At 38.6% G+C, this 14,968-nt stretch carries 14 protein-coding genes, 2 tRNA genes and 1 pseudogene; 14 read left to right on the top strand and 3 right to left on the bottom strand.

Annotated elements, in window-relative coordinates; all coding sequences use genetic code 11:
- The first annotated feature begins 90 nt into the window (after positions 1-90).
- Positions 91-167 (top strand) — tRNA-Asp (locus J5V48_RS06320).
- 207 nt (positions 168-374) lie between these two features.
- Here J5V48_RS06320 and J5V48_RS06315 read toward each other — a convergent pair.
- Complete coding sequence (locus tag J5V48_RS06315) at positions 375-1,217, bottom strand: transporter substrate-binding domain-containing protein (RefSeq protein ID WP_219937724.1); 843 nt, start codon at positions 1,215-1,217, stop codon at positions 375-377.
- 346 nt (positions 1,218-1,563) lie between these two features.
- Between J5V48_RS06315 and aspS the strand changes: the two genes are divergently transcribed.
- The 3 genes from aspS (at position 1,564) to rpoD (ending at position 6,176) form a co-directional block, all read left to right on the top strand.
- Positions 1,564-3,327 carry an aspartate--tRNA ligase gene (gene aspS, locus J5V48_RS06310; RefSeq protein WP_219937727.1) on the top strand — a complete coding sequence of 588 codons (1,764 nt, stop codon included), beginning with the start codon at positions 1,564-1,566 and terminating at the stop codon, positions 3,325-3,327.
- 28 nt (positions 3,328-3,355) lie between these two features.
- Complete coding sequence (locus J5V48_RS06305) at positions 3,356-4,111, top strand: YebC/PmpR family DNA-binding transcriptional regulator (protein ID WP_219937723.1); 756 nt, start codon at positions 3,356-3,358, stop codon at positions 4,109-4,111.
- A gap of 133 nt (positions 4,112-4,244) precedes the next feature.
- Positions 4,245-6,176, top strand: a complete 1,932-nt coding sequence (gene rpoD, locus J5V48_RS06300; RefSeq protein WP_219937722.1) for an RNA polymerase sigma factor RpoD — start codon at positions 4,245-4,247, stop codon at positions 6,174-6,176.
- Between the two features lie 101 nt (positions 6,177-6,277).
- On the opposite strand, the gene glk is transcribed toward rpoD, so the two are convergent.
- Both glk and J5V48_RS06290 read right to left on the bottom strand, forming a co-directional pair.
- Positions 6,278-7,255, bottom strand: coding sequence for a glucokinase (glk, locus tag J5V48_RS06295; RefSeq protein WP_219937721.1), 978 nt, complete (start codon positions 7,253-7,255; stop codon positions 6,278-6,280).
- Positions 7,256-7,353: 98 nt separating this feature from the next.
- Positions 7,354-7,755, bottom strand: a complete 402-nt coding sequence (locus tag J5V48_RS06290) for a hypothetical protein (protein ID WP_219937720.1) — start codon at positions 7,753-7,755, stop codon at positions 7,354-7,356.
- A 68-nt stretch (positions 7,756-7,823) separates the two neighbouring features.
- Here J5V48_RS06290 and J5V48_RS06285 point away from each other — a divergent pair.
- From J5V48_RS06285 to pal, 10 genes and pseudogenes are all read left to right on the top strand, one after another.
- A tRNA-Thr gene (locus J5V48_RS06285) sits at positions 7,824-7,896 on the top strand.
- A 168-nt stretch (positions 7,897-8,064) separates the two neighbouring features.
- The gene (gene ruvC, locus J5V48_RS06280) at positions 8,065-8,607 is read left to right on the top strand and encodes a crossover junction endodeoxyribonuclease RuvC (RefSeq protein WP_219937719.1); all 543 of its coding nucleotides are present in this window, start codon (positions 8,065-8,067) and stop codon (positions 8,605-8,607) included.
- Positions 8,608-8,611: 4 nt separating this feature from the next.
- Complete coding sequence (gene ruvA, locus J5V48_RS06275) at positions 8,612-9,232, top strand: Holliday junction branch migration protein RuvA (protein ID WP_219937718.1); 621 nt, start codon at positions 8,612-8,614, stop codon at positions 9,230-9,232.
- A complete protein-coding gene (gene ruvB / locus J5V48_RS06270; RefSeq protein ID WP_255557746.1) occupies positions 9,233-10,288 on the top strand; it encodes a Holliday junction branch migration DNA helicase RuvB in 1,056 nt (351 codons plus the stop codon).
- Positions 10,289-10,303: 15 nt separating this feature from the next.
- The gene (locus J5V48_RS06265) at positions 10,304-10,747 is read left to right on the top strand and encodes a YbgC/FadM family acyl-CoA thioesterase (protein ID WP_219937717.1); all 444 of its coding nucleotides are present in this window, start codon (positions 10,304-10,306) and stop codon (positions 10,745-10,747) included.
- A 2-nt stretch (positions 10,748-10,749) separates the two neighbouring features.
- A pseudogene (tolQ, locus tag J5V48_RS06260) lies at positions 10,750-11,439 on the top strand (protein TolQ); the annotation flags it as partial.
- A 227-nt stretch (positions 11,440-11,666) separates the two neighbouring features.
- Entirely contained in the window at positions 11,667-12,095 is a 429-nt protein-coding gene (tolR, locus tag J5V48_RS06255; RefSeq protein ID WP_219937715.1) for a protein TolR, read from the top strand.
- Positions 12,096-12,098: 3 nt separating this feature from the next.
- Positions 12,099-13,082 (top strand): cell envelope integrity protein TolA, encoded by a 984-nt coding sequence (gene tolA, locus J5V48_RS06250; RefSeq protein WP_219937714.1) that lies wholly within the window; start codon positions 12,099-12,101, stop codon positions 13,080-13,082.
- A gap of 41 nt (positions 13,083-13,123) precedes the next feature.
- Entirely contained in the window at positions 13,124-14,410 is a 1,287-nt protein-coding gene (gene tolB, locus J5V48_RS06245) for a Tol-Pal system beta propeller repeat protein TolB (RefSeq protein WP_219937713.1), read from the top strand.
- 23 nt (positions 14,411-14,433) lie between these two features.
- A complete protein-coding gene (gene pal / locus J5V48_RS06240; RefSeq protein WP_255557745.1) occupies positions 14,434-14,952 on the top strand; it encodes a peptidoglycan-associated lipoprotein Pal in 519 nt (172 codons plus the stop codon).
- Positions 14,953-14,968 lie beyond the last annotated feature (16 nt).

Raw genomic sequence — 14,968 nt, 5'->3', positions numbered from 1 at the left:
GAACACAGAAGTGAAATGCAGTTACGCCGATGGTAGTGCAACGTACGTTTGTGTGAGAGTAGGTCACTGCCAGGCATTTACTTTAAGTGCGGAGCGGTAGTTCAGATGGTTAGAATGCCTGCCTGTCACGCAGGAGGTCGCGGGTTCGATCCCCGTCCGTTCCGCCAACTTGCCATCAAAAAATTAGATTACCTTTGGTAATCTTTTTTTTACCTCGTATTTTCCTTTTGTTTTGTATCAATACTATTTTATAGCAGCCTTTTTTGCTGTTTAATGGTTCGTTATTTACATGCAGATATCAGATCTCTTTGTAGATAAGAAAAGCCTTGAATTGATAAGATATGCAGTTTTACTTTGATTTGTAAAATTAAAGATCATAAAAAAGAAAGATATTTTTTACTTTCCTGTTTAGCATTAGCAACATCACTTTGTGTAATGTCCACTTCAGCGCCTGATCCAAACCACTTTTTACTGATTTGGTCAATCACCCCAGTTGAGTTAAGATAGAAAAGACCATAGTTTATTTTGTTAAGAAGATCATTTTCTCCCTTTCTTACAGCAATTCTATACTCCTGACCTTTTATATTTGGGAGAATTCTTTTTATGGCAATTCGTCTTAGCTTATGCTTTGTTACATGGTATGAGTTGCTTGATTTGCTGTCGGCAATGGCATCGCACTTACCATGAATAAGATCTTCGAATGCATCCTGAGAATTTGTATAAACAGCAATTTTTGAATAATAGAAGTTTAATCTTATCAAATTGAGAATATCAGATTTGTTTAATACGCAGATTGTCTTACCTTTCATGTTGTATTTATTAAAATCAGTCATGTTTCTATTTTTTCTGACTGCCAAGGTAGGATAATTTACGTAGTAAGGAAGAGTGTACTCTGAATAAGTTTCTTTCTTTTCTTTTGAGGTATCAAAAGGTGCAATTACAATATCAACTGTACGATTTTTAATACAGTCGTTTAGAGAGCTAAAAGGAACGATACGAAATTTGATATTCATATCCAGTGTATCAGTCAGCTGTCTTATAATATCGACACTGTATCCTTGACTTTCTCCATATGAGTTTGTTGAGCTAAATGGTGGAAGATATCCATCAATACCCACATAAACAGTCTTTGTATCCTTGAAAACTTTTGTGTAGCCGTAAATTGCGACTATTACAAGGATCATAAACAACGAGAAAGCATTTATATATTTAAGCACATACCACCTTTAGTTATGCTCTTAACAATATAACTTAATTTATTGTTTATAGGTCTGAATTAACGATGAATTTGTGATACAGCGTTAAATAAAATCTAAGGTAACAATAATTATTTGAGTATGAAATGAAAATGCTCATTTAGATATCATGACGATAGTTTTTCAGAGGCTTCAGTTTTAACATAACTGCAACAAAGCTAAGAGCATAATGCCGATTCAATTAGTGCAAATATTGCTTATATTCAGCAAAGATTTTATAATATTGTAATTTTAGTGATTATGTATAGTGCCGTTTTTATGCGGTGCTAAATTTTATGCGCCTAAACGAAGAGGCTTTTATATGTCAATGCGTTCAATTTACTGTGGTAATGTAAATTTAAGCAATAAGGACACTGATGTTACCTTATGCGGCTGGGTTAACCGCAGACGTGATCTTGGTGGTCTGATTTTCATCGATTTAAGAGATAGAACAGGAATTGTTCAGGTCGTTTTTGAACCTGACAATGAGCAGCTTCATCAGTTGGCTTCTACTTTAAGAAATGAGTTCTGTATCTGTGTAAAGGGCTGTGTCAAGGCACGTCCTGACGATCAGAAAAACAAGAAGATGGCTACCGGTGAAATAGAAGTATACGCAAAAGAACTAAAGATCTTTAACAAGGCTGGTGTACTTCCATTAGATTTCAATCAGGATAATACAGAAGAGCAGAGACTGCGCTACAGATACCTTGATTTACGTAGACCAGAGATGGTTGAGAAGTTAGTAACCAGAGCAAAGATTACTCACTTTGTAAGACATTTCCTCGATGAGCATGGCTTTTTGGATATAGAAACTCCAATGCTTACAAAGGCAACACCTGAAGGCGCTAGAGATTATCTTGTTCCATCAAGAATTCATCATGGTAAATTCTACGCACTGCCTCAGTCACCACAGCTTTTCAAGCAGCTTCTGATGATTGCAGGTTATGATCGTTATTATCAGATTGTAAAGTGCTTTAGAGATGAGGATTTAAGAGCAGACAGACAGCCTGAGTTCACACAGATCGATGTTGAAACCTCATTTATGTCATCTGATGATGTTAGATCAGTAATGGAAGAAATGATCCGCAAGCTGTTCCTTGAAATCAAGAATGTTGATTTAGGTACTCTTCCTGTAATGACATGGGATGAGGCTATGGACAGATTCGGTTCTGATAAACCTGATTTAAGAATCGACTTTGAGCTAAAGCTAATTGATGATGTTGTAAAGAATTCAGCATTCTCAGTTTTAAGTGAAGCTGCAAACGATAAGACAAGTCGAGTTGTTGCATTTGCTCTTCCTTCAGGTGCTTCACTTACAAGAAAGAATATTGATGCATATACAGATTATGTAAAGAAGCTTGGTTTATCAGGTCTGCTTTATGTAAAGGTTAATTCTGTTTCACAGGGGCTTGAAGGCATTAAGGCATCATTTGCCAAGTTTACAAATGAGCAGGAGCTAAATGCTATTGTAAATGCAACTGGAGCAAAAGATGGTGACATGATCTTCATCGGATGTGGCAAGAGAGTAAAGGTTGCTACAGCTATGGGTTCATTAAGACTTCAGACTGCAAGAGATGCAAATCTTGTGGCAGATGGTTACAAGGCATTATGGGTTGTTGACTTCCCAATGTTTGAGATGACTGAAGAGGCTGGTCTGACTGCAATGCATCATCCTTTTACAGCACCAAAGAATGTAACTCCAGAGCAGTTAATTGCTGATCCTATGTCTGTATATGCAGATGCATACGATCTTGTAATTAACGGTTATGAGTCAGGTGGTGGTTCAGTTCGTATCTATGATGAGAATATGCAGAATGCTGTATTCACAGTACTTGGTATCTCAAAGCAAGAGGCAAGAGAGAAGTTTGGCTTCTTATTAGATGCTTTATCATTCGGTGCTCCTCCACATGCTGGTTTAGCATTTGGTTTAGATAGAGTAACCATGCTTCTAACTGGTACTGATAACATCAGAGATGTTATTGCATTCCCTAAGACAACAGCAGCATCATGTCTAATGACAGATGCACCAAATTTAGCAAATGACGATGCTTTAACCGAGCTTGCAATTGCTGTAACAGATATTGAAAAATAGCCTAATGCGCTAAAAACAGGAGATAAAAATGTCAGGACATTCAAAATGGGCCAATATTAAATTCCGTAAGGCTGCACAGGATGCAAAGCGTGGTAAGGTATTCACTAAGCTGATCCGTGAAATCACAACTGCTGCAAAAATGGGTGGCGGTGATGAGTCTTCAAATCCTCGTTTACGTTCGGCAGTTGTTGCTGCATTAGCACAGAACATGACCCGTGACACCATCAAGAGAGCTATTGAGCGTGGTGTTGGTGGTGGTGAAGGTTCTGATTTAGAGAACATCACTTATGAAGGTTATGGCGTTGGCGGTGTAGCAGTTATGGTTGAGTGCATGACTGACAACCACAACAGAACAGCATCTGAGGTTCGTCATGCTTTCACCAAGTTTGGTGGCAACCTTGGTACTTCTGGCTCTGTAGGTTACTTGTTCACCAAGAAGGGCGTAATCAGCTTTGCTCCAGATGAGGACGGTAAGATTGAAGTTGACGAGGAAAAGGCAATGGATATCGGTCTTGAAGCTGGTGCAGATGATGTTGTAACTAATGATGATGGTTCAATCGATATCTATACAGCTCCAGATGCTTTTGCTGATGTAGTTGAAGCTTTTGAAAAGGCTGGTTTAAAGCCAATTAATGCAGAAGTTTCAATGGTTCCATCAACAGAAGCTGAGTTAGAAGGTGATATCGCTGTAAGATGCATGAAGATGATTGACGCTCTTGAAGATCTTGATGATGTTCAGAATGTATATCACAATGCATCATTCCCTGATGATCTTGAGGTTTAATTTATTATTTAGCAAAAATATTTTGCTTTTTCTGAATTCATAACCTATATATAAATATTACGATAATGGGCAGGAGGAAACTCTTACCCATTTCGTCACTATAAAAGACAAGTAATCCAGGAAAAATTAGAGAATGGATAATAATTCAGCAAGTACAGAATTTAAACAATTAATTGCCAAAGGAAAAGATCAGGGATACTTAACTATTGAAGAGATTAACGATCTTATTCCACCTGATATTATCAGTGGTGATCAGTTATCAGTCTTCATTCAGACCTTCATAGACATGGGTATTACAGTCTGTGAAACTCCTCCTGAGGCAGATGATCTTCTTTTAAATGGAAATTCAACATCAGATACTGAAGATGTGGAAGTTGTAGCAAATCAGCTTGACAGCTCAGTTGATATTGGAAGAACAACAGATCCTGTACGTATGTATATGCGCGAGATGGGCAATGTATCTCTTCTTACTAGAAAAGATGAGATTGAAATCTCTAAGCGCATAGAGAAGGGTACTTCAGAAGTTCAGTTATGTCTTGTTGAATATCCAGAAGCTATGGAAGAGCTTTTTGCCCGTTATGAGATGACTCAGGATCCTTTATCTGAGATCAAGCTTGGCGATATCATCAACGGTTTTGCTGATCCAAACAGTGCAGCAGAGGACAATGAAGATATTATTCTTGATGTTGATGAGAATGCTGAAGCTGAACTTGATAAAGAGCTAGAAGCTCTTGATGAGGAAGAAGAGTCAGTAACTGCAAAGCCATCTAAGAAGAAAGCTAAAGCCAATAAAGACGAAATTGAAGATGATGACGATTTAGATTCTGATGGCGATGATTCTCCTAATGATTCAGGTCCAGATCCTGAGGAGACCAGAAAGCGCTTTACAGAGCTTAGAGTTCAGTTTGATAAGGTTATTGCTGCAAGAGCAAAGTCAACAACAGACAAGAAGTATCAGAAAGAACTTGAGAAATTAGTAGAAATTTTCAAAACCTTCAAGATTGTTCCATCACAACTTGAAAGTTTGCTTCGTAAGCTTCACGAAATGATGGATCGTGTTAAAAAGCAGGATCGCAGAGTACGTGAAATTGCAGTTGGAAGATGCGGCATGAAGATTGAAGAACTCAAGAAGTTCTACAATGATGAAGAAGTCGTATCTGAAATGGAATGGTTTGAAAAAGCCTGCAAGAGCAAGAAAGCATATACAGCAAAGCTCAAAGAATATGAGCCTGAAATCAAAAAGTGTGTAGATGCCTTAAAGGAAATCGAAACAGATTCAGGTATCAATATCTGTCGCTTAAGAGATCTTGCAAGACGTATCATGATGGGTGATGCAATGGCTAAGAAGGCTAAGAAGGAGATGGTTGAAGCCAACCTTCGTCTTGTTATTTCCATTGCCAAGAAGTATACAAACAGAGGTCTACAGTTCCTTGATCTGATTCAGGAAGGTAATATCGGTCTGATGAAGGCTGTTGATAAGTTTGAATACAGAAGAGGTTACAAGTTCTCTACATATGCAACATGGTGGATTAGACAGGCTATTACCAGATCTATTGCTGATCAGGCACGTACAATCAGAATTCCAGTTCATATGATTGAAACTATTAACAAGCTCAATCGTATTTCACGTCAGATGCTTCAGGAGAAGGGAAGAGAGCCAACTCCAGAAGAGTTAGCTGCAAAGATGGGCTTACCTGAAGATAAGATTAGAAAGGTAATGAAGATTGCTAAGGAGCCAATTTCATTAGAGACTCCTGTAGGTGATGATGACGATTCTCATTTAGGAGATTTTATTGAGGATAGCTCAATAGTAGTTCCTGCAGAGGCAGCCACATCTGAGAGCCTGAAGAACGCAATCAATGGTGTTTTAGATGAAATGCCACCACGTGAGGCACAGGTTCTAAGAATGCGTTTCGGTATCGGAATGCCATCTGATCATACTCTTGAAGAGGTTGGTCGTCAGTTTGGTGTTACCCGTGAGCGTATTCGTCAGATTGAAGCTAAGGCTTTAAGAAAACTGCGTCATCCTTGCCGTTCACAGGGATTAAGAGGATTCCTCGATTAAGCTTTGAACATGAAATCATACAAAAAGCCAAAACATAAAATGTTTTGGCTTTTTTAGCGCCTGAGTAAAACACAAGCTGTCAGACTAATTGACTTAAAAAATTAAAGATCTGCACCTAACTGCTGACGAATATAAGCACCAGCTCCTAGCAGACCGGCATCCTTGTGAGAAATTACATAAACAGGTAATTTCTTCATGGTCTCAGAGAATCTACCTGCATTATCGAAGTTCTCTCTGAATGATGAATTTTTGAAGTATTCAATGAATCTTGGAACGATACCGCCTGCAATGTAAACACCGCCCTTTGTAAGTAGGTTTACTGCAAGATTTGAACCGAATACGCCCATCATAGCGCAGAACTGATCAATTGCCTCCTTGCAGTCTGGGCATGCAGGATCAGCAAATGCACCTGCAGTTACATCGCAAGGCTCAACATCCTTAACCTCGTGACCGTTTAGAGTTGCAATTGCTTTGTATAGATTAACTAAACCCTGACCTGAAAGCAGACGCTCAGCTGATACGTGCTTGAAGTTCTTTCTTATCTCACGGAGAATATCATCCTGTCTTGAGGTTGTAGCACTAGGATCAACGTGACCGCCTTCAGTTGAAAGAGGGATCCACTTGTCGTTTACATTGATAAGATAGCCAACACCAAGGCCGGTACCTGCTCCGTAAATAGCCTTAGGTGCCTTAGGATCGATAGACTCACCGCCAACCTGAGTCATATCTTTGATGTCAATTGCGGTTGTGCACATTGACATTGCAGTAAAATCATTGATGAAAACTAACTCTTTAAGACCAAGATTTTCTTTCATCTTGCTTATTGAGAATTCCCAATGATTATTTGTCATCTTGATGTAGTCACCATTAACAGGGCAGGCAATAGCGATACAAGCTGAATCAAATTCAACACCTGCATCCTCACGATACTTTCTGATTACAAGCTCTAATGATTCATTGTCAACTGATGAATAGATAATAGTATTTGATAATGAGCCATCTGCTAAATTTACCAGTGATAATCTTGCGTTGGTGCCGCCAACGTCTCCAACAAGTGCTACACCTGAAAGCTGTGCCATTTTTACCTCTGTTAGTTTAATTAAAAATATAAATGAATATTATACAAAAAAACAGGTATGTCTTTGCCTGTTTTTTGGAATTTTTTTTCTTTGTGAGCTTAATCTTTTGAGTAAAGATTTCTAATAGCTCTGAAAAATTCATAAAGAATGATAATAAATACGCAAAGACCGAAAATAAGTCTTGTTGAATTGTATATAAACAGAACATGAATATTGTCTGTAAGATATTTGAAGACGCTTTGCTCTTTTGCACTTGCAATATAACTTACCTGAGCAAAAAAGAGCCATGGTAAAAAGGCAAAGCACCACATGAACATAGTTCTAAAGCGCTTTTTCTCCTTTTTAAATTCAAAGCCGCAAACCATGAACACAATAGAGCCGAATACCAAAATTCCGATTCTAATTGAGTCATTTGGCGGATAAGCATGAGAGTTGTTAAAGAAAACAAAAAGGATAATAAGTTTGAATGCGTTTAATACTATCTGTCTGTATGTGTCCATGTTAACCTCTTGAAATCATTTTATCAAAATATTGAATCTCGATTTAGAATTTTTTAGAATACTCTCACGCTGCCATAGCTTAGTAGGTAGAGCAACTGATTCGTAATCAGGAGGTCGGCAGTTCGATTCTGCCTGGCAGCATGATTTTGTAATGCATACATTTGCAAAGCAGTTTCATCTTTTTTTTAATCTCTTTGAAGCATCAAATATAACTGAAATATATTTTATTCTTCCTCTTAAATTCGTATAATCGTACAGAAAATTCGTCTTAAAAGCTGATAATCTTTTTTTTGTAACAACACTGTATTTATGTCAAAAATCGTCATCGGAATTGACCCAGGTTCGCGTTTTACAGGATACGGCATTGTTAAAATGACCGGAAGTGATGTTACCTATATCGGCTCTGGGTGTATCAAAACAGGAAACGGTGATCTTGCTTCAAAGCTAAAAGTTATTTTTGATGCAGTCTTAACTCTCGTAGAGCAGTACAAGCCTGACTGTATGGCTATAGAAGAGACATTCTTGTCAAAAAATGTTCAGTCAACCGTAAAGCTGTCTGAAGCAAGAGCTGCTGCAATTGTGGCTGGGGCAAATCAGGGCCTTTTGGTTTATGAATATACTCCAATGCAGATAAAGCAGTCAGTTGTAGGTTATGGTTGGGCTAAAAAAGAACAGGTGCAGTATATGATTAAGCATATTCTTCATCTGTCAGCAAATCCTCAGGCAGATGCTGCAGACGCTCTTGCCTGTGCATTATGTCACTGCTTTACAAGCAAGGTTACACAAACAATAGGAAACGGCGTCGCAACTCAGGGTGCAGTGCACGGACGCTGGCAGAGAGATAAGAAATAATATTATGATAGGTAGTTTAAGAGGCAAGGTTTTAAGAATAGACGGCGTTACTGCACTGATTGAAGTTTCATCAGGTGTAGGATATGAGGTTGATATGCCCGTATCAAGCCTGTCAGAACTTAAAATTGATGCTCCATGCTTTGTTTATATCCACCATGTTGTAAGAGAGGATGCACAGGTACTTTTTGGATTTTCAACAATCACACAGAGATCTCTGTTCAGAGCTCTGATAAAAGTTAATGGTGTTGGTCCTAAAATGGCCTTAGCTGTTTTATCAACATTCAGTGTAGATGAGTTTGTATCTTCAGTTCTTCAAGAAAAGGCTTCAAGTCTGGAGCAGATCCCCGGAGTTGGAAAGAAAACAGCTTCAAGACTGGTTGTAGAGCTAAAAGACACACTAAAGAACTTTGCAAATGACAGTGGTCAGTCCTTACAGAGTAAACAAGGAGATGTTTCTTCTTCCGATGACAGATTCAGTGATGCTGTAGCTGCCATGACTGCATTGGGTTATAAAGAGAATGATTCTGTCAAATATGTAAAACTGGTACTGAAAGAAGAACCATCCCTTTCAACTCAGCAGATAATTGTAAAGGCTCTATCTGTGATTTCTAAAGGAGGCCGATAAATGTCTGATGACAATATGGGGATCTTTGCTGATTCCATTGAGGTTGACAGCATTGTAAGACCTGAGAAAACACAAGATGAGATATTACAGGAGCTTACAAAATCTAGTGAAGATAGAGCATTAAGACCAACAACACTTGCAGATTATGTTGGTCAAAATGAGGTAAAAGAACAGTTGTCAATTGCACTGGAGGCAGCAAGAAAAAGAGGAGAGGCTCTTGATCATGTTCTAATCTTTGGACCTCCAGGTCTTGGTAAGACTACATTGTCAAATATTATTGCAAATGAGCTGTCTGTTTCAATATCACAGACCTCAGGACCTGCACTTGAGAAAAAAGGTGATGCCGCTGCACTTTTAACAAACCTGCAACCTCGATCTGTAATCTTTATTGATGAGATCCACCGTCTGTCTCCAATAATTGAGGAGTTTTTATATCCTGCAATGGAAGATTATATGGTGGACATCATGACAGGTGAAGGTCCGTCAGCAAGATCTATTAAAATCACCTTAAATCCTTTCACTCTTGTAGGTGCTACAACAAGAGCAGGAACACTTACATCTCCATTAAGAGCAAGATTTGGAATAATTCTGCAGTTAAGGTTCTATACCCCAAAGGAGCTTGAAATAATTGTCAATGCATCTGCAAAGAAACTTAACGTTGTAATTTCTAAAGAAGGCGCTCATGAGATTGCTGCAAGATCAAGAGGAACTCCTAGAATTGCTAATCGTCTGCTAAGGAGAGTACGAGATTATGCTCAGGTTAAGGGAAACGGAACTATTACTCTTGAAATTGCCAAAGCAGCGCTTAAAATGCTTTTAATCGATGATGACGGATTTGATGATTTTGACAGGGAATATCTAAAGAGCATCATTTATGATTTCAATGGTGGTCCTGTAGGAATAGAAAGTCTTGCAGCCTCATTAGGTCATGACAGGGACACCCTTGAGAATGTTGTCGAGCCTTATATAATTCAGCAGGGATTTGTTCAGCGTTCAAGAACAGGACGTATTGCAACTGCCAAAGCATATGAAAAATTCGGTTTAAAAAAAGAATAACTGTTGGAAAGAGTAATGGAAACTTTTTTTGAAAAATTCAGAGTATATTTTGAGGATACTGATGCAGGTGGCATAGTATACTATGCAAATTATCTGAAGTTCTGCGAAAGATGCCGTACAGACTGGTTAAGATCAATGGGGCTTTCTCAGAATAAAATGCTTGAGGACAAATTAGGTTTTGTAATAAAAAGCATAAAAGGAAACTATATTAGCTCTGCAAAACTTGACGATGAACTTAAGGTAAGCTGCATCCCTGTGAAAGCACGTTTTGCAAGCTTAAAAATATATCAGCAGATTTTTAATCAGAATGATGAACTGCTTTTTGAGTTTGAGTGTTCGATTGCCTTTGTAGATCTGGCAAAGCACAAACCAGTTTCAATGCCAAAAGAAGCACTTGAATATGCAGCTAAATTCATTCCAGAGAATACAGATTCATATACAGTAAATATTAAAGGTTAAAAATGGAAGCAAATAGTTCTTTATCCATAACACATCTTATTTTTAACGCCAGCTTTCTAGTTCAGGTGGTAATGCTGTTTTTACTTGGCTTATCAGTTGTTTCCTGGACAATTATTTTTGCAAAATCAAGTTCATACAAGAATGCAAGAATAAAAGCTGATGACTTTGAAGAAAAGTTCTGGTCAGGTATCGATTTGAACAATCTGTACAATGACTGTATCAAAAGATCATCAGAGCTTTTAGGTCTTGAGGTGATTTTCTCTGCAGGCTTTAAAGAGTTCGTTCGTCTTATAAATTCAGGTCCTGCAGATCAGGAAGTTGTTATGGATGGTACATACCGTCAGATGAAGGTATCTCAGTCAAGAGAGATGGAGAATCTTGAAGGTCATCTGTCAACACTTGCAACAATCGGCTCTATCAGCCCATACATCGGTTTATTTGGTACTGTTTGGGGTATTATGCATGCTTTTATTGCACTTGCAGCTGTAAAGAATGCAACACTTTCAATGGTAGCGCCTCCTATTGCAGAAGCTTTAATTGCTACAGCAATGGGTCTTTTTGCTGCTATCCCTGCTGTTATGTTCTATAATCGCTTTGTAACAAAAGTTGAGGCTTTAGAGAACAGATATATCAACTTCATGGATGAGTTTGCAACAATTCTCAACAGAAGACTTGTTCGTGTACGTTCTGAAATGAATCAGAAAAATGAGGTTAATACTGTAAACAGCCAGAATCAGTCATATCCTCATGCAAACAGCACAGTACACTCAACAGCACAGGATGATTCAGCATCTCATTTAAGATCAAGACTTTCACAAAACCAGAGTTCGACAGATAGAGTAACTTATCATACCCCTGGTGTCGAAGGTGACAGACTGCGCTCTTCTGTAAGAAATACAAACTTTCATTAGAGGTTAATATGCAGTCAGCACGTTCAAGAATGAAATCAAGAGCAAAGGCAGAAATCAATGTTGTTCCATACATTGATGTTATGCTGGTGCTTTTGGTTATCTTTATTGCAACAGCACCTGTTGTTATGCAGGGCGTAACAGTTGATTTGCCAAAGGCACAGGCAGAAACAATGAATCAGGATCAGCAGACTCCTATTATTGCAACTGTTGATAAGGCAGGTCAGTTTTTTGTAAGTATCGATTCAAATGCTGTGAAGATGGATAATCTTGATTCTCTTACAGCATATGTATCAGAACAGCTACAAAAGGATCCATCAAGACCAGTGGTTGTTCAGGGTGATGCTCAGGTTGCATACAATAACGTAATCATGCTTATGAACGCTCTTAAAAACGGCGGTGTTAAAAGCGTTGGTTTGGTAACAGATCCGATTGAGTAAAAAATGAAAATCAACATGAAAGTTGCGTTTATTTTTGCACTGATAGTCCATGCAATCATAATCGCAGTTCTCCTAGTGAGAGTATCATTAGATAAGCCATCAAAACCAAATATGGGAAATGGCGATCTTATGCACGCAACTTTTGTTCCTCCTGCAAAGGGCAAACCTTCAGGTGCTAAACAAAAGAAAGTTGAGCTACCTGTTGAGGATAAACAACAGGCAGAACTTGAACAGCAGAAATTAAAGCAGCAGCAAGAGCAAAAGCAGCTTGAAGAGAGCATGAAAAAACTCAAGGCTTTAGAGGAGCAAAAACAAGCTGAGCTTGCTTTAAAAAAGAAAAAGCTAGAAGAAGAGAGAAAGAAGAAACTCGAGGAAGAGAAAAAGAAAAAACTTGAAGAAGAGAAGAAAAAGTTAGAAGAAAAGAAGAAACTTGAAGAGAAGAAAAAGCTAGAGGAAAAGAAGAAGCTTGAAGAGAAGAAAAAGCTAGAAGAAAAGAAGAAGCTTGAAGAGAAGAAAAAGCTAGAAGAAAAGAAGAAGCTTGAAGAGAAGAAAAAGCTAGAAGAAAAGAAAAAACTCGAAGAAAAGAAGAAAGCTCAAGCTAAGGCAAAAGCAGATGCCATGAAAAAGAAAGCAATGGCTGAAGCTGAATCTTTAGAGGATGATATTTTAGGCACTGAAGATGGCGATGAAAAATCAGGTCAGGGCCTGGGCTCTGCTGGCGGTGGTGGTGACGGCGGTTATGGCGATAAGGTTCGTGGCCTTATTGAACAGAACTGGCGTATTGATCCATCAATGAACGGTAAGAGAGTTGTAGTCTCTATAAAGGTTTCTAATGACGGTATGGTGGCAGCTCAAAGCTGTCAGGGTGATGAAAAGGTCTGTTCATCAGCTTTAGAGGCAATAAGACAGGTGGGAATGTTCCCAAGACCTCCTGCAACATGTCCTGAGTGTTCAAACATCAAGATATCAATGACACCTAAGCTTTGATGAAATAATGGTTTTATTATAAATAAGGGAGTGTTTTTTTAATGTTTAGAAGATTGATAATGGCTTTTGCAGCGCTTGCATTTATAGGCTCTGCAAATGCTGAACTTAAAATTGAAATTACAGGTGGTATCAATGAAGGTCACAGAATTGCTGTGTATCAGTTCGCTCAGGATCCTAATGTAAAGTTCGATGTAGCATCTGTTGTTGCTGCTGATTTAATGCGCTCTGGTAAGTTTGCTCCTTTATCAAGAAACAATCTTCCTCAAGGTGGCGTCGTTAATGGTTCGATAGATGTTGAAAAGGCTGCATTAAGTTCAGCTGAGTTTGTTGTTGGCGGTATTGTTAAGTCTTTAGGCAACAATATTTACAACATTGAATTCCAGTTGGTAGGCCTTCAGGGTGCAAACAAGGGTAAGGTACTTGCTCATTTTGGCGGTAGAACATCTCTTGCTACTATGCGACAGGCATCTCACAGAGTATCTGACAGAATCTATGAGGCTGTTACAGGTCAGAGAGGCTGTTTTAGAACACGAATTGCCTACATTGTGCAGAAAAGAAATTCCAAGTTCCCATATCAGCTGATGACTGCTGATTATGATGGATACAATGAGGTTGCAGTTGTTAAATCTACTCAGCCTATCATGACTCCTGCATGGTCACCTGATGGCAAGAGAATTGCCTATGTAAGTTTTGAAAAGCGCAAATCAGCAATCTTTGTTCAGGATATTGTGACCAAGAAAAGAAAGATCTTAGCTGAATTTTCAGGTTTAAACAGCTCTCCTTCATGGTCACCTGATGGTACCAAGATTGCTATGACATTATCAAAGAACGGTCAGCCTGATATCTTCTATTTTGATTTGGCTCAGGGTAGATTTGTTCAGGTAACAGCAAATCGTGCTATCGATACAGAGCCTACATGGTCAGCTGACAGTAAGGCACTTTTCTTTACATCAGAAAGAGGTGGCAAGGCTCAGATTTATAAAAAGGATCTGGTTTCAGGCAAGGTTGAAAGAGTGACCTATCAGGGTGCAAGAAATCTGTCAGCCAAGCAGATCCCTGGTACTAACTCTCTTGTAGTAATCACACAGGTAAATGGCTTTAGAGTTGCTCGTGTGGATGCTGATGGCAGTATTTATATGTTAACAACTTCAACACTTGATGAATCACCAAGTGTAGCTCCAAATGGAAGTATGGTAATATATTCAACAGTTTATCAGGGAAGAAAAGGTCTTGCTTTAGTTTCATCAGATGGTAGATTCAAGGCTAATCTTCCATCAAGTGCAGGGGAAATCAGTTCACCTGCATGGGGCCCATTGTTAAGTAAATAATCAATCTAAATAAGGAAACGAATATGTTTAAAAAATATCTAGCTATGCTGTTTTGCGTTGCTTCAGTTTTCGCATTGAATGCATGTTCATCAGATGCTGATCAGACCGCTTTAGTAGAGGATGGCTCTGCAGTTGATGTAGGTCTTGATGCTGATGGTGCACTAACCGTTGGTGATCCAAATGCTCAGGAAACCTTCAATGGCCCAGCTGAGCTTAAGGAAAACAACACAATTTACTTTGCTTACAATTCTGAGAATATTCAGGATCAGTATTTAGGTATTATGCAGTCTCATGCACAGTACCTAAAGAGCAATCCAGATGCACGTTTAATCGTTGAAGGTCATACTGATGAGCGTGGTACTCCTGAGTACAATATCGCTTTAGGTGAGAGACGTGCACGCAGCGTTGCCCGTTATATGCAGAATCTTGGCGTTGATGTAAACCAGCTTTCAATTGTAAGCTATGGTGAAGAAAAGCCTGATGTAGACGGTCACAATGAGGCTGCTTGGTCAAAGAATCGTCGTGCAGTTTTAAACTACTAATTAGTTAAAATCTGTA

Origin of the sequence: Succinivibrio faecicola (genome assembly GCF_019448115.1) — a bacterium.
Lineage (GTDB): Bacteria > Pseudomonadota > Gammaproteobacteria > Enterobacterales > Succinivibrionaceae > Succinivibrio > Succinivibrio faecicola.
Note: the sequence above shows the minus strand (reverse complement) of the source record. Positions and strands in the feature narration are given on the sequence as shown.